We start from the raw sequence: 19,354 nt of genomic DNA, 5'->3' as shown, positions 1-19,354 counted from the left end.
GGACCAGTCGATGGAATTCTTTGTCGAAGTGTTGGTGGGCGGCCTGCTTGCCGGTGCGATGTATTCGGTCGTTGCGATCGGCTTCGTGCTGATCTACAAGGCATCCGGGATCTTTAATTTCGCTCAGGGAGCGCTGGTGCTGTTCGGCGCGCTGACCTATGTGTGCATGGTCGAACGCGGGATCGCCCCGTGGCTCGCGATCCTGATCACGCTGGCGGCGCTGGTCGTCATTGCGGTGCTCACCGGACGGCTGGTGCTGCGGCCGCTCGTCAATCGCCCACCGATCACGCTGTTCATGGCGACGCTCGGCCTGAGTCTGATCCTGGAAGGGGCCGCGCAACTGTTATGGGGAGCACAGGTGCACGGGCTCGAGCTGGGTATCGATGACAAGCCGTTGCGCCTGGGCGGCGTCATGATCAGTAAGTTCGACCTCTTCGCGGCGGCTGTCGCGGGCGCACTGGTGATCGGGCTAAGCGCGTTGACCCGCTATTCGCGTCTCGGCCTGAAGCTGCGCGCGGTCGCCGACGATCCGCTGGCCGCGCTCGCGGTCGGGGTGCGGCTTCCACAGGTCTGGGCAATCGTCTGGGCACTGGCCGGCTTCGTGAGCCTCGTCGCGGGACTACTGTGGGGCGCGCGTCTGGGCGTGCAGTTCTCGCTATCGCTGGTGGTCCTGAAAGCGCTGCCGGTATTGATCATCGGTGGATTTTCGTCGATCACTGGCGCGATCGTCGGCGGACTGCTGGTGGGCGCTAGCGAAAAGCTCGCTGAGGTTTATCTCGGCGCAGTCATTGGCGATGGCATCGAGAACTGGTTCCCCTATGTCATCGCGATGCTATTCCTGCTGGCTCGCCCGGCTGGGCTGTTCGGCGAACCGGCGGTGGAACGCGTTTGATGGAGACAAGATGGAACTGACCCGCACAACCTTCGACGCGCGACGCGCGGATCTCAAGCGCTGGCTGACGCCGTTCTCGCTCGTACTGATAGCGTTCGTGGCCGTGCCGTTGGTCTCCAACGATTATTGGCTCAACGCGATCCTCGTCCCATTCCTGATTCTTTCACTCGCAGGGTTGGGATTGAACTTCCTGACCGGCTATGCCGGGCAGTTGTCGCTCGGTTCGGCCGCCTTTATGTCGGTGGGAGCGTACGCGGCTTATAACCTGTTGGTCCGGCTACCCGCGCTGCCGCTGCCTGTTGCACTGCTGCTCGGTGGCTTTATCAGCGCGGCAGTAGGGGTGCTGTTCGGTTTGCCGAGCCTGCGCATCCGCGGCTTCTATCTGATTGTTTCGACCCTGGCCGCGCAGTTCTTCGTGGTCTGGATCTTTACTCGCGTCAGCTGGTTCTCCAATAACGATACGTCTGGCGTGCTTAGCGCGCCGCGCCTTGCAATCGGCCACTGGCAAATCGATACACCGGCCGCACGCTATCTGTTCGTGCTCGGCGTCGTGGTGGTGCTGTTCCTGCTCGGCGCGAGTGTCGTGCGCAGCGATCTCGGCCGCCGCTGGATGGCGGTGCGCGACATGGATATCGCCGCACGCGTGATCGGCATTCCGGTCGGACGGAGCAAGCTGCTTGCGTTCGCGCTCAGTTCCTTCGTGCTCGGCATAGCGGGAGCGCTTTGGGCATTCGCCTACCTCGGTACGGTCGAGCCGGACGGCTTCAGTCTGAATCTGTCGTTTCAGGTTCTTTTCATCATCATTATCGGCGGCATGGGCAGTATCAGCGGCAACCTCTACGGCGCCGCATTCATCGTTTTGCTGCCGATCCTGCTGTCGAATGCCGCGACCGCGCTCGCACAGATCGGCATTGGGGCCGACCAGTTGCAGAACCTGCAAAAGATCATCTTTGGCACCTTGATCATTGTGTTTCTCATCAAGGAACCCGATGGTCTCGCCCGGCTCGTTCAGGTTGCGCGCCGCAGCCGAACGAGACGGCAGGAAGGGCGCTAACACAGTCTTTCCTGAATCTTCCCAGCTTTCGACTCATCAATCAGACGGAAAACATCAGCATGGCTAATTACATTACTCGACTCAACGCCGGTGGAGCTGGCAAACTTCTGCGCCTGTTCGCGGCGAGCGTGGCACTAGCCGGTGCGGCGATATCGCAGGCGCATGCCGGCGGAACCGAATATTTTCCGCTGCAAAGCTATCGGGTTGGACCGTATGCAGCCGGCGGCACGGGATTCTTCGGCGGCTTTATCGACTACATGAAGTTGATCAATGCTCGCGACGGCGGGGTCAACGGCGTCAAGCTGGTCTGGAAAGAGTGCGAAACGGAGTACGTGGTCGAGAAGGGCGTCGAGTGCTACGAACGTCTGAAGAACAGCGGTCCGGACGGCGCACCGACCGCGGCAACCAATCCGTTGTCTGTCGGCATTGCCTACGCAACACTCGATCGCTCGAGCGCAGACAAGCTGCCGCTGATTACGATCAATCACGGCCGGACCGATTCGACCGACGGCGCGGTCTTCCCATATGTGTTCCCGCTGCAGCTCAATCCGTACAGCGAAGTGTCGGCGATCGTGAACTACATCGGACAACGCTCTGGCGGCCTGGAGCACCTCAAAGGCAGGAAGATCGTCGTGCTTTACCACGGCTCGCCTTATGGACGTGAAACGATTCCAGTGGTCGACCTGCTCGCGAAGAAGTATGGTTTCGAGGTCACGCAGATCGAGGTACCGCATCCGGGCAACGAGCAGGGCTCGCAGTGGCTGAAGATCCGCCAGATCGCACCGGACTGGGTGATCTTGCGGGGTTGGGGTGTGATGAATCCTGTGGCGCTGAAAAGCGCCCAGAAAGTCGGTTATCCGACCGATCACATCATCGGCAATATCTGGAGCAATTCGGAAGAAGACGTTCGACCCGCGGGTGAGGCGGCCAAGGGCTTCATCTCGATCACGACACACCCGTCCGGCACTGAATATCCGGTGCTTCAGGCGATCGACCAGTACGTGATCAAGGCCGGCAACGGTGATCTGAAGGATCCGGCACGCTTCGGCACGGTCTATTACAACCTTGGCGTCGTGAACGGGATCCTGAATGTCGAAGCGCTGCGCACCGCGCAGAAGAAGTTCGGCAACAAACCGTTGAGCGGCGAGCAGGTCCGCTGGGGCTTCGAACATCTGAACCTCGACGACGCACGACTCAAACAGCTGGGCGCGCTTGGTCTCGTCCAGCCTTTGAAGCTGACCTGCGAGGACCACGAAGGCGGCGGGGCGGTGCGCTTCCAGCAATGGGACGGACAACACTGGAAGGTCATCAGCGACTGGGTCCAGGCCGACCGCGCGCTGTTGCGGCCGATCATCGAAAAATCGGCGAACGCTTACGCGAAGGAAAAAGGCATCACGCCTCGCGACTGCCAGAAGGAGCTCTAAGCGATGGCCGCTGCCCGATTGCTCGAAGCGACCTCACTCGCCGTGTCATGGCAGCAGATCATTGTCGCTTTACATGACGTGTCGCTGCACGTCGACGCCGGCGAGATCGTCGCGCTGCTCGGCGGCAACGGTGCCGGCAAGACGACCACGCTGAAAGCAATTTCGCGCCTGCTGCACGCGGAACGCGGCGAGATGACGTCGGGGCGCATTGCGTTCAATGGCGTCGACATCGCCCGCGATGAGCCGTGGCGACTCGTCGAGCGCGGTCTGGTACAGGTCCTCGAAGGGCGCCGCTGCTTCGGCCATCTCAGCGTCGAGGAAAATCTGCGTCTTGGCGGATTCGTGCGGCGTGGCCGGCGCGCGGAGCTCGAAGCGGATCTCGAGCGGATCTATGCGACGTTCCCGCGGCTGAAGCTGCGCAAAAGGCTGCCGGCCGGCTACGCGTCGGGCGGCGAGCAGCAGATGCTCGCGATCGGTCGCGCGCTGATGGCCAGACCGACGCTCGTTCTGCTTGACGAACCGTCGATGGGCCTGGCTCCGCAGATCGTCGAGGAGATCTTCGAGATCGTGGCCTCGCTCAATCGCGAAGGCGTCAGCTTCCTGCTTGCCGAGCAGAACGCAACGGTGGCGCTGCGCTATGCCCATCGCGGTTACGTGCTTGAGAACGGCGCAGTGGTCGCGCAGGGCAGCGCGGCGCAACTGCTGGACCTTGATACATTGCGCGATGCTTACCTGGGCGGGTCCGGGCGGCGCCCCGAGCAGTGCTCTTCCACTTCCGCATTGACACTTTGATGAATCCCGAGATCTTCTGATTTTTGCCGACATCGGGCGACACGCGCTATATCGGCGAGTCGTCGAGCGCACGAGCACCGACCTTGGCCTACCTCGGCGAAATCGCTGTCGCTGCCGACCTGCGTGGCTACGACGGCGTGCCGATTCCCACGGGCAGCGGCCGCTCGATCCTTGGGTGGTCGCGGCGAGCGTCGCGCCGCTGACGCGACGTTTGTTCCGGTCGCGTTACGGACTTCGCTCGGCGGGCCGAGCGTTGCCGCGCGCGCGGCGGCAACGCTCGATGCGGCGACCGGCGGACGCCTGCTGCTCAACCTGGTGACGGGCGGCGACGCGGGAGAACTCGCCGCCGACGGCGTGTTCATGTCGCACGATGAGAGCTACGAAGCGGCGAGCGAATATCTGACGATATGGCGCGCTTGCTGCCAGACGACGCGGTGATTTCGAAGGCCGTTATCACCGGTAGACATCATCACAAATTTCGACAAAGTTCAAATAGACGGTATACACGACATTATAGTACTAATGTCGTGTTTAAGGCACGAATGCGTAGGCTTTCTAACGTTTTACGTTGTATTATCAACGCAATCCCTATTTCCAGGCCGGTACCACCATGACCCTCGAAGCCGACATCGAAGTCGCCCGCCAAAACGCGTCCGACACGCAGACGCTTTATCGCGAAGTCTGCGCGTTGCTGTTTTTCCGCTACGGCGAAACGCCGACCGCAAACCGCCTGTATCAATTGGTGCGTAAAGGCAGCATGAGCGCGCCGGCCAAGGCGTTGCGCGATTTCTGGACCGACGTGCGTGACAAAACGCGTGTCGATGTCGCCCGGCCGGATCTGCCGGCCGAGGTCGCAACAGCCGCCGGCGAGTTCGCGGCGCAGATGTGGCGTCTGTCGAGCGACGCCGCGAACGCTGCGCTAGACGTGTTCAGGCAGGACGCCGACGCCCAAATCTCCGCGGCGCAAAAACAGGCCGAGCAACGGGACAGGCAGCGTCAGGAAGCCGTCGAGCAGGCCGAAAAGTCGGCCAACGACGCCGCGACCCTGCGCGCGCGGCTCGCCGGGCTCGAGGCGCGCATCGTCGAACTGCAGACCGCCAACGACATGCTGACGGCGCAACTGACGGCATCGAAGGAAGAAATCGCGGCAGGCGCCGCCGCGCTCGCCGATGCCCGCCGGGATTTCGCCGACGAACTCGCGAAGCTGCGCCGCTCGCACGAGCAGAACGAGCAGCGGCTCGCCGCTGCGGAAAAGCGCGCATTGCTCGAAATCGACGGTGAACGGGCCGCGGCGCAACGTCTGCGCAAGGAGCTTCAGGCGAGTCAGGAGCGGGCGGCGACGCTCGAAGCCGAATCGCGAACCGAGCGCGACGCGCTGCGCAACGAGTTGGCCGCAATAAAGGCGGAACTGGCTGCCTCGGCTGCGCGGCATGCCGAGACCCGCGGACAGCTTGCGGAAAAGGACGCGTTGCTGGCTGAACGCGTGGCTGCGACCGACCTGTTACGCCAGCGTATCGACACGCTGTCGCGGCAGATCGAGACGGCGCGAACAGAAAAAACGTCCGCGCGCCCTGCCCGCCGCGCCCGCGGAAAATCATCCGCGCAAGGCCGCGCAACGGCGGGTTTCTCAGGCGGACCGTTCGTCAAACGCTCGACCAACGCCAAATCACGCGAGTCGTAACAACGCGCATAAGCGGCATAAGTGGCTACCTCGAATTCCACAAAACCGGTTATTCCACCAAGCCAGTCGACCGTCTAACCTGAGCTCACGTTAAACCCACCGCAAGGACGGCCCCCATGAAGATCATGCACGTCGACGCCAGCGCGAAGCGCGAGCGATCCAATTCCCGCGCGCTCGCCCGCTATTTTCTCGAGCGTCTGCGCGAAGAGCGCGTCGAGTTCGACGTCGACTATCTGGACGTGACATTCGACACACCACCGCACGTCTCCGAAGCGTTCGCGATCGCCACCTACACGGCCGCGCAAGAGCGCACAGCGGCGATGAAAGCGACGCTCGCGTCATCGGATGCGCTATGCGCGCGCCTGCTCGCCGCCGACGCGCTGGTGTTCGCCATGCCGATGTACAACTGGTCGATGCCGTCGGCGTTCAAGGCGTTCATCGATAGCGTCACGCGGACCGGCGTGACCTACCTGCACGCGGAAGACGGTCGCATCGTCGGGCAGCTCGGCCGGCACAAGGTGTTGTTCATCACGAGCCGCGGCGCGGATCTGCGCGCGGGCTCGCCGTATGAATCGATGGATGCGCTGACGCCGGCGCTGAAGGCTGCATTCGGTTTTCTTGGCGTCGCCGCGCCGACTTTCGTCGATGCGCAGCCGCTGCAGTTCGCCAATCCCGAAGCGCGGGCCGCGGCGCTCGAACGCGCGCGTGGAGAATTGGCCACGGTTGCGGTGCAGTGGGCACAAGGCGAACGCGTGGCAAACCGGCAAGCCGAGGCGTTGTGCCAGGCTGACGCGGAGTGAAGCTATGAATACGATCCGCACTTTGTTCGCGTCGGCGCTGTTCGCCGGCGCCGCGATCACGGGCACGTGGCAGTCCGCCTATGCCGCCGACACCGCCGAGGCGAGCGCAGCCCCTCACGAAACCATCGCCCCCGCCTTCGCCGTCCCGATCGCGAACGTGCCGGGCAAGACGATGACCGCGCTCGTCGTCGACTATGCGCCGGGCGGCAAGTCGGCGCCGCATCGGCACGGCCAGGCGTTCGTGGTGGGCTATGTGCTGTCGGGCGCGATCCGCAGCCGTGTCGATAACGGCGGGGAGCGCGTCTACCATGCGGGCGAATCGTGGACCGAGAAGCCCGGCGCGCATCACATGGTCAGCGAGAACGCGAGCACGAGCGAGCCGGCAAAACTGCTCGCGATTTTCGTCGCGGATACGAACGACCAGCACCTGGTGACGTTCGATAAAAAGTAATCGCCATCGGGCGGCGGCACTCGCCGCCCGCGCGCATCGATGCAGGTGCAACGAGCTGCGCGCAACGCGGCATCAGAAGCGCGGATGACACTCGAAGCTGACCGACGACGCGTGCTCGGTCATCGCGCTGACACCGCTGACCGTCTCCCTATTCACGCTGCTTTGCATGCCGCGACGATCGCAGTAGTCGCGCGCCTCGTTCATCGCGAGTTCGTGCGCGCGCGCCCAGGCCATGCGTCCTCCGGTCGCGCTCGCGGCGACCGTGTAGCTGCCGGGCTTGTCGCTCGCGACCACATCCGTGCTCGACGCGCAGCCGACGAGACTCGCGCACGCGAGCGCCACCGCGACCGCTCCGCGCACACGCAGGAGCAGCGCCGCACTCTTCCTTTCTGCGCTCGCCACTCGCGCAACGCCATCGGCTTCGCATACCCGCACCGTTGCGCACGCTTCGGCAAGACTGTCCGAACCCTGATTCGACATCGTGGACCACCTGCATTTTTAACTGATTAGTCAGGCAGTCATTATCCGGAATCGTTCGCGCAAGATCAGCCGATACAACCGAAAACACTGTTGCGCGGCTCTTAACAATGGACGCGGGCAGCATGCCGCGAAGACCTCGGCAGTGAGCGGACCATGTGGTTCACAAAAGACTTCCGGAATCCCTTGTGAGCGTTTAGTCTGTAGCGATGCCTGTTCGACAGACAGGCATATCGAACCGCGGACGGACCCCACCACATAGCGGCATACACCGGTCGCCGAACCGGAGGAGACATATATGGATCTCGAATCACGTACCCTTCATCGCGTCACGATGCGGCTCATACCGTTTCTGATGCTGTGCTACTTCATCGCTTATCTGGATCGCGTGAACGTCGGCTTCGCGGCCTTGCAGATGAACAAGGCGCTCGATCTTTCCGCGAGCGCGTTCGGCTTCGGCGCGGGCGTGTTCTTTCTCGCGTACTTCTTTTTCGAAGTGCCGTCGAACCTGCTGCTCGAACGATTCGGCGCACGCCGCTGGATCGCGCGGATCATGTTCTCGTGGGGCATACTCGCAGGCGCGATGGCCTTCATCCCGGACATCTCGCGCTTCACCGGACTCTCGCCCGCCCACGTGTTCTTCGGCCTGCGCATTCTGCTTGGTATTGCCGAGGCCGGTTTTTTCCCGGGCATCATTTTTCTGCTGACCTTGTGGTTTCCGGCCGCGTATCGCGGGCGCGTGGTCGGCTATTTCATGGCGGCGATTCCGCTGTCGACTGTAATCGGCGGCCCGATCTCCGGCGCACTGCTGTCGCTCGACGGCATCGGTGGACTCGGCGGCTGGCAGTGGCTCTATCTGATCGAGGCGGCGCCCGCGGTATTGCTGTCGGTCGCAGTGCTGCTCTATTTGACCGACAAACCCGCCGACGCCACCTGGCTCAGCACCGAGGAGCGCGAATGGCTGATCGCACGCCAGAAGCAGGAGCGCGAGCATCGCGAGGCGGTGCGCCACTTCAGCGTGAAGGAGGCGCTGATCAATCCGCGCGTGCTCGCCATCGCGCTGATCTATTTTGGCGCGAATGCGACCAACTACGGCCTGAGCTTCTTCCTGCCGCAGATCGTGAAGGCCTTCGGTCTGACCAATCTGCAGACGGGTTTCGTCACGTCGCTGCCGTACGTGGTCGGGCTCATCGGCATGATCGTGTGGGGGCGGCATTCGGATCGCCACCTCGAGCGCCGCTGGCACGTCGCGATTGCGCTGTTCATTGCGGCGGGCGGCATCGCGGTCTCGGCCGGACTCGACAATCCGGTGCTTAAGATGATTGCGCTATCGATTGCCGGCTTCGGCATCTTCGGTTGCCTGCCGGTGATCTGGACCTTGCCGGCCGCGTTCCTGTCGGGCGCCGCGGCCGCGGGCGGCATCGCCGCGATCAATTCGCTCGGCAATCTGGCGGGTTTCTTCGGCCCGTTCGCGATGGGCTGGATCAAGGACAGCACCGGCGGCTTCGGCGCCGGGCTGCTATGCCTCGCGGGCGCGGGGCTGATCGGTGTGGCGGCGGTGTTGCTGCTGCATCACGACACGTCGCTCGAGACGGCGCATGGCAATCCGCATGCGCGGCCGCCGGGTGAAACGGGCGTCGCGAGGCCTTAGCCTTCTGGCTCCCCCGCTTCGATTCGCACCCGGGCAGTGCGCCCGGGTCGCATTCAGTTCGCCCCGCTGCTGTTGTTCGACCCTGCGCCGCCCTGACCGCCCGCGTCGGGCGGTACGACGTCGTCTGGCGTCGGGGTCGGCGCGAGCGCGGCCGCACCCCCGCCATGCGTTTCACCGTCGACGGCATTACCGGGCGGCGTCGTGGGAGCCCCTTCCGACCCCGACCCAGGCGCCGGCAGCAACGGCGGCAACTCGCGCACCGCGGACGCGCCCGCTGCCTCTGACGCCGCCGGAGCAGCCACGGCGGACGCCGATGGCTGCACCGGCGCCACCGGCGCGCGCCGCGCCGGAGCACGCGCCATGACCGGCTTGTCCGGCTGCGCCGGCGTGCGCGTGAACAGGCTCTCGATCCAGTTGCGCAAGCGTTCGGCGCGCTCCGCGAACCAGCCGGGCTGCTGCGCGGTATCGAACTTCATGTGGCTGTCGACGAGCCGCGAGCGCTGCGCGCGCTGGAAGAAATCGCCGACGATCGGCAGCGCGCTATGCGCACCCTGCCCCCAGTAATCGCTGCGCAGCGTCACGCGGCTGTCGTTGAAGCCGACCCACGCCCCCGCCACCAGTTGCGGCTGCATCAGGATGAACCAGCCATCCGCGTTGCCCTGGGTCGTGCCGGTCTTGCCCGCGACGTCGCCGCGCACGCCAAAGCGCGTGCGGATGCTCGCGCCGGTGCCGCGGCCGACCACGTCGCGCATCACGTCGACGAGCGTGCGCGCCGCGTCGGCGGGCAACTCGCGCTTCGGGGTGGCCGGGCTGAATTCGGCCAGCAGGTTGCCGTTGCGGTCCTCGATGCGCGTGACCATCAGCGGCTCGACGTAGCCGCCGAGGTTCGCGATCGTGCCGTACGCCGACACCATTTCCTTCAGCGTGACCGGGCTCGTGCCGAGCGCGAGCGACGGCACCGGGTCGAGCTGGCTGTCGCGCACGCCCATCGCGCGCGCGAGCTTCGCGACCCGGTTCGGACCGACCGACTCCATCACCTGCGCGGTGATGCGGTTGCGCGAATACGCGAGCGCATCGCGCAGGCTGATCATGCGGCCGCTCGGCTCGTCCTCGTCGTTCGGCTTCCAGAGTTCCCCGCCGGCGAGTTCGATCTGGACCGGATTGTCCGGCAGTTTGTCGTCGGGCCTCGCGCCGGCCTCGAAGGCCGCCGCGTAGACGAACGGCTTGAACGTCGAGCCCGGCTGACGGCGCGCCTGCTGCACGTGATCGAACGGATCAACCCCAAAGTCGCGGCTGCCGACCCACGCCTTGATCTCGCCGGTGCGCGGGTCCATCGCGAGGAAGTCGGCCTGCACGCGCGTCTTCGTATCGCACACGCTTTGCACGAGCTTGCGATCGGCGAGCAGGTGTTTGAGCGCGTCGTCGTCGGACAGGCCCGTGTCTTTGGCCGCGCGGAAGTCGGGCGTCTCGCGCAGGAACGTGCGCAGCAGGTCTTTGTCGGCCGAGCAGCCGGCGCGGGTGCCCCACGCCGAGTTCGCGATGTTCTGCAACTGATTGCCCTGCAGCGTGACCGCCTGGGTCGCCATCGCCTGGAGGCGCGAGTCGATCGTCGTGCGCACGACGAGCCCATCTGAATAGATGTTGTAGTCGTTGCGATCGGCCCACGCGACCAGCCATTTGCGCAGTTGCTGCGTGAAGTGCGGCGCGGGTCCGGGCGGCTCGATCTGGCGCTCGAAGTCCAGACGCAGCGGCTTGCGGGCGAGCCCGTCGTACTGCGCGGGCGTGAGCTTGCCGTACTTGACCAGCTGCGCGAGCACCGTATTGCGCCGCTGCAACGCGCGCTCGGGGTTCAGCACCGGGTTGTAGTACGCGTTGCCCTTCAGCATGCCGGTCAGCGTCGCCGCTTCGAGCACGTTCAGCTCGGACGCGGACTTGTCGAAATAGGTGCGCGCGGCCATTTCGATGCCGTACGCGTTGTACAGGAAGGGCACCGTGTTCAGGTAGGTTTCGAGGATCTCGTCCTTCGTGTAGAACGCCTCGATCTTCAGTGCGGTGATCGCTTCCTTCAGCTTGCGCGTCAGAGTCGGCGCGCGGCCGATTTCGTCGGGATACAGATTGCGCGCGAGCTGCTGCGTGATCGTCGAGCCGCCCTGGCGGTCGCCGGAGAACGTGTGCAGCGCAGCCGAAGCGGTGCGCCGCCAGTCGAGCCCGAAATGCTGATAGAAGCGGTGATCCTCGGTCGCGATCAGCGCGTTGACGACGTTCGGCGAGATGTCCGTCAGCTTGACCCACTCGCGGTTCGACGGCTTGAACTCGGCGAGCAGCTTGCCGTCCGCCGACAGGATCTGCGCGGGCTGCTCGATCTTCGCCTTGCGGATGTCGCCGATGCTCGGCGTGAACGGAATCAGCAGCAGCAAGTACAGCACGAACAGCAGCGGCAGCGCGGCGACCCCCCATGCGAACGTGCGGCGGGTCGGGTGGCGCAGATGCCACGCGGCCTTCGCGAACAGCGGGTTCGCGAGGGTCAGCCCTTTGTCGAGGGTCGCCAGAAAGGAGGAAAAGAGGCGCTTCACGTGCTGTCGTCGGCTGGGAAAGGCGCAATCGTACCAAGATGTGGGGAGTGCGCTGATTTTTGCCCCATTCGCGAGATGGCGTGCGGCTCCGGCGGGGCCACTATAATGTCGCCAATTCCGACAAGAGGTGCTTCATGATCATCAAACCGCGTGTGCGTGGCTTCATCTGTGTATCGACCCATCCGACCGGCTGCGAAGCCAACGTCAAGGAACAGATCGAGTATGTGAAGGCACGCGGCCCCATCGCCAACGGGCCGAAGAAGGTGCTCGTGATCGGCGCGTCTACCGGCTATGGCCTCGCCGCGCGCATCAGCGCCGCGTTCGGCTCGGGCGCGGCGACCCTCGGCGTGTTCTTCGAGCGCGCCGGCAGCGAAACCAAGGCGGGCACGGCCGGCTGGTACAACACCGCGGCGTTCGAGAAGTTCGCCAACGCCGAAGGCCTGTACGCGACCAGCATCAACGGCGACGCGTTCTCGGACGAAGTGAAGGCGCGCACCATCGAAGTGATCAAGCGCGATCTCGGCCAGGTCGATCTGGTCGTCTACAGCCTCGCGGCGCCGAAGCGCCAGCATCCGAAAACCGGTGAGGTGTTCAGCTCGGTGCTGAAGCCGATTGGCCAGGCGGTCAACCTGCGCGGCATCGACACCGACAAGGAAGTGATCAAGGAAACCGTGCTCGAACCGGCGACGCCGGAAGAAATCGCGCAGACGGTCGCGGTGATGGGCGGCGAGGACTGGCAGATGTGGATGGACGCGCTGGGCGAAGCTGACGTGCTCGCCGACGGCGTGAAGACCACCGCGTTCACCTACCTCGGCGAAAAGATCACGCACGACATCTATTGGAACGGCTCGATCGGCGCGGCCAAGAAGGATCTCGACCAGAAGGTGCTCGGCATCCGCGCAAAGCTCGCGGCCAACGGCGGCGACGCGCGCGTCGCGGTGCTGAAGGCGGTCGTCACACAGGCAAGCTCGGCGATTCCGATGATGCCGCTGTATCTGTCGCTGCTCTTCAAGGTGATGAAGGAAAAAGGTACGCACGAAGGCTGCATCGAACAGGTCTACGGCCTGTACAAGGACAGCCTCTACGGCAGCCAGCCGCATCTGGACGACGAAGGCCGTCTGCGCGCGGACTACAAGGAACTCGATCCGCAGGTGCAAGGCCGCGTGCAGGAGCTGTGGAACCAGGTGAGCAACGACAACATCTACGAACTCACCGATTTCGCCGGCTACAAGACCGATTTCCTGCGTCTGTTCGGCTTTGAAATGAAGGGCGTCGATTACGACGCGGACGTCAATCCGGACGTGCAGATTCCGAATCTCGTTCAGGTTTGATCCCCCGAGGGGCGGCCCCGCTTCGCGAGTTCGCCCCTGCTGTTACCCCCGCTCGACTCCCTCCCCTCACTTCTTCCACCCACACGTCAGCACGGATACGCGCCCTGCAACGAGCGCAGAATCGCGAGCCCGATCGGAAAATCGTCGGAAATGCCCGGGTGGTTCGCGAAGAACGCATCGAGCAGCGGATAAACCGTCTGGTTGCCGATCGCGAGCGTTTCTGGCGGACAGAACAGCTGCCGCTGTTTGCGCGAGACCTGGTCGCCGTTCGCCCAGCCGAACGCGTTGATCGTGCCGGTGATGTACGCCGCATAGATCGAGTTGTTGTCGGCGTGCGCCCATTTCTTGTACTGGGCGGCAGTCATCTCGGCACTCGCATTCAGAGTGAAACACGCCGTCAGCGCAGCCAGCGCGAATTTAGTTACCCGCATCGTTGGACCTTCAATGTCGCTAAATGGGCGCCATTGTAGGCGACGCGGGGTGCACCGCGCAGAAGCCGTCGAGCACGGCAATCCGAAAGCAATACGTAAGCATTCAAGGCGGCATCTGCCAGCATCGGCGGGTTTGCCGACGCGCGCGTGAATCAACGATTACGGCGTGCCGTTACGGCAATACCTGCGATACCCGTCGCGCTGGGCGAGGCGCGCCATATACGCGGCCAGCGCCGGCAAATCGTCGTGCTGCTGCGGCGTTTCGAGCCAGCGGTTCGCGGACAGCGCGATCGGAATATCGGCGAGCGAGAACGCGTCGCCCGCGATATACGCGCCGGTGCGCGCGAGTTGCTGCTCGACGATCGCCATATGCTTCGACCAGTTCGCACACGACGCGGCGATCTGCCGCGGGTCCTGATGCTCGGGCGAGTGCCGCACGAGTGCGAGAAACGCGTAGCTCCACGAGCGGTTCAATTCGCTCGCCTGCCAGTCGATCCATTGATCGCAGCGCGCGCGCTCGACCGGGTCGGCCGGATACAGGGCGTCACCGCGATAACGGTTCGCGAGATAACGGATGATCGCGTTCGATTCCCACAGCACGAAGTCGCCGTCGCGAATCACGGGGACCATCGCGTTCGGATTGAGCGCGCGGAATTCGGCGACATCGGTCGAGCGAAAGCCCGAGCCCCAGTCTTGCTGGTCGAACGCAAGCCCGAGTTCCGCGCAGGTCCACAGCACCTTGCGCACGTTGATCGAGGTGGTCTTGCCGAGTATCTGCAGCATCAGTGGTTGTATGTCGCGTCGGTAGAACAGGTTGAAGGAATCAAACTCAGCAGCCCATGAGTTTGCCTTGCGCGCGGCGCGGCGTCATCCGGTTTTCAGAGTTGCCTGTTCGCGGATCATGTCGTACAGCGCCTGCGCCGCCGGCGACAACTGCGCGGTCTTGCGCGCGACCAGCACCAGCGTGCGCGACACGGTCGGCTGCGTGAGCTCGACGGTGCGCACGCTCGGATACGCACCCTTCTGCAGCGCGAGCGCGGGCACCACGGCCGCGCCGACACGCTGCGCGACGAGCCCGAGCGCGGTCGAACTGCGCTGCACCTCGTAGAACGACCGCAGCGCGAGTTCGCTCGACGCCAACGCGACGTCGAGCAGCGCGCGATTGCCGCTGACCTCGCCGGCGAAAATCAGCGGGAACGCCTGCAACTGCCGCCATGCGATGCGCCGCCGCTTCGCGAGCGGATGGTCTTCGTGGCAGATCAGCACATAGCGGTCTTCGGTGAGCGGCACGGTGGCGAGATCCGGATGATGCTCGCGCGCGATGTTGATGCCGAACTCGACCTCCCTGCGCAACACGGCCTCCTCGACCGCCGACGACGCATGATCGAGAATCTTGATGCGATTGTGCGGATAGCGCGCCGAATACGCCTGCAAGATGCGCGGCAGATACTGCACGCCGACGGTCGGCACGCACGCGATCGACACGTCGCCGCGTCGCGCGATCCCCGTTTCGCGGATTTCGACGAGCGCGTCGGCCAGTTCGCCGAGCAGCCGGCGCGCCTGCGGCAGAAAACTGCGGCCGATTTCGGTGAGCGCCATCGACCGCGTGGTGCGCTCGATCAGCGTGACGCCGAGATAGGTTTCGAGCTTGCGCAGCCGCTGGGTGATCGCGGTTTGCGTCACGTGCAGCGAATCCGCCGCACTCTGGAAGCTGCCGCGATCGGCAATCGCGACGAATGCCTGCACGCCGAGCGTGTCGATTTTCATTAGAAAAATGAAGTAATCGGAATCATAAATTCATTTTACTCGGGGCTGATCGCGGTCGAGAATGGCCGCAACGAACCCGCGAAGGAGCAGAAGATGACCGACAAAACCACGAACGAGCACAGCGATTGGCACGCGAAGCAGTACACGCTGTTCGAGAACGAGCGCACGCGGCCGGTGCGCGATCTGCTTGCGGCGGTGCCGTTGGACGGTGCGCGGCTCGCGGTCGATATCGGCTGCGGACCGGGCAACTCGACCGAGGTGCTGGCCGAGCGGGTGCCGGGCGCGTCGGTCAGCGGCATCGACAGCTCGGCCGACATGATCGCGGCGGCCCGTCGGCGGCTGCCGCAATTGCGCTTCGACGTCGGCGACGTGTCGACGTGGGACGCGCGCGGCCCCTTCGATGTGATCCTCGCGAACGCGGTGCTCCAATGGGTGCCCGACCACGAGCGGCTGTTCCCCGCGCTGGTGGCAAAACTCGCCACGGGCGGCAGCCTCGCCGTGCAGATGCCCGTCAATCTCGACGAACCGGCGCACCGGCTGCTGCGCGAAATTGCCGCCGACGGGCCTTGGGCGCCCAGGCTGATGGGTGTCGAGCGCACCGTGCGCCACGACGCGAACTGGTACTACGCGCTGCTCAAGCCGCTGTGCGCGCGCGTCGACGTGTGGCGCACGGTCTATCACCACCCGCTCGCGGGCCCCGACGCAGTGGTCGAATGGTTCAAGGGCAGCGCGCTGCGGCCGTTTCTGGCCGCGCTCGACGACGCCGAACGCAGCGCGTTTCTGCAACGCTATCGCGACGAAATCGCCAAAGCCTACCCTGCGCTCGCCGATGGCACGGTGCTGCTGCCGTTTCCGCGGCTTTTCATCGTCGCGACGCGCGGCCAACGCTGAGGCCGCGCCCCGGAACCGCCGCAAGCCGCTGAACGCTGCGCGGCGGGGCTCCGGCGGATGCTCCGAGCTCGATCGGGGCGGCCGGCGCACGTCGCGGATGCATCGCCCGAAAGCCCGCCTGTTGCGGTGCCGCACGCTAGGGTTGGTCAGGAATTGCCGCCCGGGAATTCCGCATGCTAATGTTTATAAAAAGCGGAGGACGGCGCCCGCCGGCCTCACCGGGAAGCCATTTACTGCAGCGAGCGTCGCCATGAGTGATGTACGCCAACATCTGAGTCCCCGTGACCGCCTGGAGCTGTTGTGCTGGCTCACATGCGGAAGCCTCGGCGCTTATTATCTGAACGAAGACTGGCCCGACGCGGCGTTTCACGTGCAGTCCGCGCACAAGTGGCTCGACCGCCGCGCGCGCGAAGCCGACTGGCTGTGCATTGCGAAGCTGTCCGCCACCGCCGTCGAAATCGCGCGGCGCCACGCGCGCTTCGTCGATGCCGATTGGGCGCGCGACGCGGTCGAGGAAATTCTCGATACCGACGAACTCGACCCACAAGCCCGGCTCGTCCGGCAGGTGATAGCCGACTGCCAGAGCGCGCTAGCCCACAAGCGGATCGCCGATTAGCCGCGGGCCGGTTTTTCTTCCTTTTTTGCGGTGGTTTGGGGGCCAATGGTTGGCCCCTTTTGCGTTGTTCCGCCCTTGCCGGGCAGGATGCGCCGCTTGCAGTCGGTAAAAAATGCGGTATGCGCCGTCGCGCGTCATCTTGGTTCGGTTCGCGCAATCGCCGCGACCGCCCCGCCCTTTATTCCTCGACCATCGTCTTCAACTTCAGCAGCGCCTGATCCCATTGCCGCGAAATCGCGTCGAGCGCGCGGCGCGCCGCGTCGAGATGCGCGGGCTCGAACGCCCACAGGCGCTCGCGTCCGACCTTTACATCGTGTACTAGCCCCGCGTCGGCCAGCACCTGCAGATGCTGCGTGACCGACTGCCGCGTGATGTCGGTGCCGGCCGTCAGCTGCGCGATCGACATCGCGCTGCCCGCACACAATGCCGCGACGAGACGCAGGCGCGTCTCGTCACCGAGCGCGGCGAACACCGCCGCCGAACTGCGCAGCGTCGCCGCCTTGAGACCCGCCTTCGCGGAGCCCGCTTTAACCCGCGCCGACATATCGTTCGATATTGACCATCTGCTGTCCCCAGCCGCCGTCGTTCAGCCTGAACGCTTCCGCGCGGCGCCCGACCGGCAACTGGTCGAAGCCCGATTCGACGACGCGCAGCAGCGTGCCGGACTCGACCTCGCTCAGATCGAATTCGACGAGCGTGGTCGGCTCCGGCGTGTAGTCGATCGTGATGTCGATCGCGGCCGGATGCCAGCGCCACGACAGATGATGCTCGGGCTCGACACGCTCGACCAGCACGTCCATCACCAGGTGTTCGTAGCCCGGATAGGTGATGTGCCCCTGCGTGGATTGCCCGGCGACGAACTGCTTGCCGGCGAGGTTCACGCCGAACCATTTGCCGAATTCCTCGGCGTTGGCCAGCGCGTGCCAGACACGCGTGCGCGGCGCCTTCAACAGAATCTGCTTTTCGATGCGATCGGTCGATGAGTTCATATGCAGCCTCCTGGCTGCATATTAGAAACGCCGCGACCGATATGCAAGCATTCGACTGCGCTTTTGTCAGCGCCGTGCCTCACTCCGTCGCATGCGCATGCATGACGCCGGTCTGCATCGACCACGCCATCCACGGCCGGCGCAGTGCGACGATCGCAAGGAACGCGCACGCCGACAGCGTGCCGAACGTCGCGAAGCCCATCTGATAGCTGCCGGTGCTCTCCTTCGCGATGCCCATCACGACCGGCAGATAAAAGCCGCCGATGCCGCCCGCCGCGCCGACGATGCCCGACATCAAGCCGGTGCGGCCGGCCCAGCGATGCGGCACGAGCTGGAACGTCGCGCCATTGCCGAGGCCGAACGCGACGTACATGCACAGCAGTAATGCGATGCCGCCCGCGAACGACGGCATCGCCGTCGCGAACAAAAAGTCGCAAATCGCGATGATCGCGAGCAGCACGGTCAGCGCGCGCACGCCCGACACGCGGTCGGCAATCAGGCCGCCGAGCGGACGCACCATCGCGCCGGTCGCGGCGAGCAGCGCCATGAACAGACCTGCGTCGATCTTCGACAGTTGATACAGGTTGGTCAGCAGCAGCGACACATACGAGGACATGCCGACGAAACCGCCGAACGTGATGCTATAGACGAGCATGATGACCCACGTATCGCGCTCGGCGAGCACCGAGCGGTAGCGTTGCGGCAGCACCGCGATCGCGAGCAGCGCGCCGACCACCGGCAACAGCAGCACGCCGGTCTTGCCCGCGCCGAACAGCCCCGCTTCGACGAGCAGCACGAGCACGATCAGGCCGACCAGCGTCGTCGCGAAGCTGCCGAACGCGCGCAGCACGCTGCCGGTTTTGACGCCCGCGTCGTTGGCCCAGAAGTACAGCGTGATCGCGGCGATCGCGAGCAGCGGCAAGGCGCCGCCCGCGGCGAGTTGCCAACCATAGCGCGTCGCCAGTTGCGGGAACAGGAAGCCGTCGAGCACCGCGCCGATGTTGCCGGCCGCGGCCAGGCCCAACACGAGGCCCTGCACCTTCGGCGGATAGTTGCTGCCGGCCATCGGCAGCGCGACCGCGAAGCTGGCGCCGCCGACGCCGAGGAACACGCCGAGCACCAGCAGCATTTCGTACGACGGCACCGATTGCAGCAACGGCAGCACGATCGTCGGTACCGCCGATAGCAACACGCCCATCAACGCAATGCGTTTGCCATGCGCGGACTGATACAGATTGCCGAGCGTCACGCGCAGAATCGCCGCGGACAACACCGGCACCGCGACCAGCAGACCCTGCTGCGCGGGCGTCATCGCGATGCTCTTGCTGATGAACGGCGCGAGCGGCCCATACAGCACCCAGACGGTGAAGCCCGTGTCGAAATACAGAAAGCAGGCGACCAGTGCGCGCCAATCGCCGCTTCGCAGGGAGTGCATCACGTTTTTCATTAGAGATCCTCGGTAAATAAAATGCCTGGTAGTCCGGTTGCTGCGTTACTTGTGTTTTGCACCGGCATATCGCCCGGAGTTTTAACC

General features: G+C 64.6%; 19 protein-coding genes and 1 pseudogene. 12 read left to right on the top strand and 8 right to left on the bottom strand.

The window, feature by feature from the left end; translation table 11 throughout:
* The first annotated feature begins 10 nt into the window (after window positions 1–10).
* From AB3X94_RS33255 to AB3X94_RS33220, 8 genes and pseudogenes are all read left to right on the top strand, one after another.
* Window positions 11–892: a branched-chain amino acid ABC transporter permease gene (locus AB3X94_RS33255; RefSeq protein WP_176108511.1), complete on the top strand. Its 882-nt coding sequence runs from the start codon at window positions 11–13 to the stop codon at window positions 890–892.
* Window positions 893–902: 10 nt separating this feature from the next.
* On the top strand, window positions 903–1,946 hold the full coding sequence (locus AB3X94_RS33250) for a branched-chain amino acid ABC transporter permease (RefSeq protein WP_176108512.1): 1,044 nt from the start codon (window positions 903–905) through the stop codon (window positions 1,944–1,946).
* 59 nt (window positions 1,947–2,005) lie between these two features.
* Window positions 2,006–3,370 (top strand): ABC transporter substrate-binding protein, encoded by a 1,365-nt coding sequence (locus AB3X94_RS33245; protein WP_176108513.1) that lies wholly within the window; start codon window positions 2,006–2,008, stop codon window positions 3,368–3,370.
* 3 nt (window positions 3,371–3,373) lie between these two features.
* Window positions 3,374–4,162 (top strand): ABC transporter ATP-binding protein, encoded by a 789-nt coding sequence (locus AB3X94_RS33240; RefSeq protein WP_368613727.1) that lies wholly within the window; start codon window positions 3,374–3,376, stop codon window positions 4,160–4,162.
* 23 nt (window positions 4,163–4,185) lie between these two features.
* A pseudogene (locus AB3X94_RS33235) lies at window positions 4,186–4,576 on the top strand (LLM class flavin-dependent oxidoreductase); the annotation flags it as partial.
* Between the two features lie 196 nt (window positions 4,577–4,772).
* Window positions 4,773–5,843: a DNA-binding protein gene (locus tag AB3X94_RS33230; RefSeq protein ID WP_368613726.1), complete on the top strand. Its 1,071-nt coding sequence runs from the start codon at window positions 4,773–4,775 to the stop codon at window positions 5,841–5,843.
* A 116-nt stretch (window positions 5,844–5,959) separates the two neighbouring features.
* Window positions 5,960–6,643 carry an FMN-dependent NADH-azoreductase gene (locus AB3X94_RS33225; RefSeq protein WP_176108516.1) on the top strand — a complete coding sequence of 228 codons (684 nt, stop codon included), beginning with the start codon at window positions 5,960–5,962 and terminating at the stop codon, window positions 6,641–6,643.
* A 4-nt stretch (window positions 6,644–6,647) separates the two neighbouring features.
* Window positions 6,648–7,094, top strand: coding sequence for a cupin domain-containing protein (locus tag AB3X94_RS33220; RefSeq protein ID WP_176108517.1), 447 nt, complete (start codon window positions 6,648–6,650; stop codon window positions 7,092–7,094).
* A 72-nt stretch (window positions 7,095–7,166) separates the two neighbouring features.
* Here AB3X94_RS33220 and AB3X94_RS33215 read toward each other — a convergent pair whose 3' ends face one another.
* Window positions 7,167–7,574: a hypothetical protein gene (locus AB3X94_RS33215; RefSeq protein WP_176108518.1), complete on the bottom strand. Its 408-nt coding sequence runs from the start codon at window positions 7,572–7,574 to the stop codon at window positions 7,167–7,169.
* 295 nt (window positions 7,575–7,869) lie between these two features.
* Here AB3X94_RS33215 and AB3X94_RS33210 point away from each other — a divergent pair, with 295 nt between their 5' ends.
* The gene (locus AB3X94_RS33210; RefSeq protein WP_176108519.1) at window positions 7,870–9,222 is read left to right on the top strand and encodes an MFS transporter; all 1,353 of its coding nucleotides are present in this window, start codon (window positions 7,870–7,872) and stop codon (window positions 9,220–9,222) included.
* 53 nt (window positions 9,223–9,275) lie between these two features.
* Here the strand turns inward: AB3X94_RS33210 and AB3X94_RS33205 are convergent, their stop codons facing one another.
* A complete protein-coding gene (locus tag AB3X94_RS33205) occupies window positions 9,276–11,795 on the bottom strand; it encodes a penicillin-binding protein 1A (RefSeq protein ID WP_368613725.1) in 2,520 nt (839 codons plus the stop codon).
* 134 nt (window positions 11,796–11,929) lie between these two features.
* On the opposite strand from AB3X94_RS33205, the gene fabV reads away from it, so the two are divergent.
* Entirely contained in the window at window positions 11,930–13,126 is a 1,197-nt protein-coding gene (fabV, locus tag AB3X94_RS33200) for an enoyl-ACP reductase FabV (RefSeq protein WP_368613724.1), read from the top strand.
* Between the two features lie 86 nt (window positions 13,127–13,212).
* Here the strand turns inward: fabV and AB3X94_RS33195 are convergent, their stop codons facing one another.
* The 3 genes from AB3X94_RS33195 to AB3X94_RS33185 all read right to left on the bottom strand — a co-directional run bounded on the left by AB3X94_RS33195 (window position 13,213) and on the right by AB3X94_RS33185 (window position 15,324).
* Window positions 13,213–13,491, bottom strand: a complete 279-nt coding sequence (locus tag AB3X94_RS33195; protein WP_368613723.1) for a hypothetical protein — start codon at window positions 13,489–13,491, stop codon at window positions 13,213–13,215.
* Window positions 13,492–13,716: 225 nt separating this feature from the next.
* Window positions 13,717–14,340, bottom strand: coding sequence for a glutathione S-transferase family protein (locus tag AB3X94_RS33190; protein ID WP_368613722.1), 624 nt, complete (start codon window positions 14,338–14,340; stop codon window positions 13,717–13,719).
* An 84-nt stretch (window positions 14,341–14,424) separates the two neighbouring features.
* Window positions 14,425–15,324 carry a LysR substrate-binding domain-containing protein gene (locus tag AB3X94_RS33185; protein WP_368613721.1) on the bottom strand — a complete coding sequence of 300 codons (900 nt, stop codon included), beginning with the start codon at window positions 15,322–15,324 and terminating at the stop codon, window positions 14,425–14,427.
* A 93-nt stretch (window positions 15,325–15,417) separates the two neighbouring features.
* Here AB3X94_RS33185 and tam point away from each other — a divergent pair, with 93 nt between their 5' ends.
* On the top strand, window positions 15,418–16,215 hold the full coding sequence (gene tam, locus AB3X94_RS33180; protein WP_368613720.1) for a trans-aconitate 2-methyltransferase: 798 nt from the start codon (window positions 15,418–15,420) through the stop codon (window positions 16,213–16,215).
* A gap of 250 nt (window positions 16,216–16,465) precedes the next feature.
* Window positions 16,466–16,831: a hypothetical protein gene (locus AB3X94_RS33175; protein WP_368613719.1), complete on the top strand. Its 366-nt coding sequence runs from the start codon at window positions 16,466–16,468 to the stop codon at window positions 16,829–16,831.
* 178 nt (window positions 16,832–17,009) lie between these two features.
* Here the strand turns inward: AB3X94_RS33175 and AB3X94_RS33170 are convergent, their stop codons facing one another.
* The 3 genes from AB3X94_RS33170 to AB3X94_RS33160 form a co-directional block, all read right to left on the bottom strand.
* Window positions 17,010–17,375: a helix-turn-helix transcriptional regulator gene (locus tag AB3X94_RS33170; RefSeq protein ID WP_176367277.1), complete on the bottom strand. Its 366-nt coding sequence runs from the start codon at window positions 17,373–17,375 to the stop codon at window positions 17,010–17,012.
* A complete protein-coding gene (locus AB3X94_RS33165) occupies window positions 17,359–17,820 on the bottom strand; it encodes an SRPBCC family protein (protein WP_368613718.1) in 462 nt (153 codons plus the stop codon). Before AB3X94_RS33165 ends, AB3X94_RS33170 begins: the two co-directional genes overlap by 17 nt.
* A gap of 79 nt (window positions 17,821–17,899) precedes the next feature.
* The gene (locus AB3X94_RS33160; protein ID WP_368597470.1) at window positions 17,900–19,267 is read right to left on the bottom strand and encodes an MFS transporter; all 1,368 of its coding nucleotides are present in this window, start codon (window positions 19,265–19,267) and stop codon (window positions 17,900–17,902) included.
* Window positions 19,268–19,354: the final 87 nt, after the last annotated feature.

It is taken from the genome of Paraburkholderia sp. BR10923 (assembly GCF_040948765.1).
In the GTDB taxonomy this organism is placed as follows: Bacteria; Pseudomonadota; Gammaproteobacteria; order Burkholderiales; family Burkholderiaceae; genus Paraburkholderia; species Paraburkholderia youngii.
Note: the sequence above shows the minus strand (reverse complement) of the source record. Positions and strands in the feature narration are given on the sequence as shown.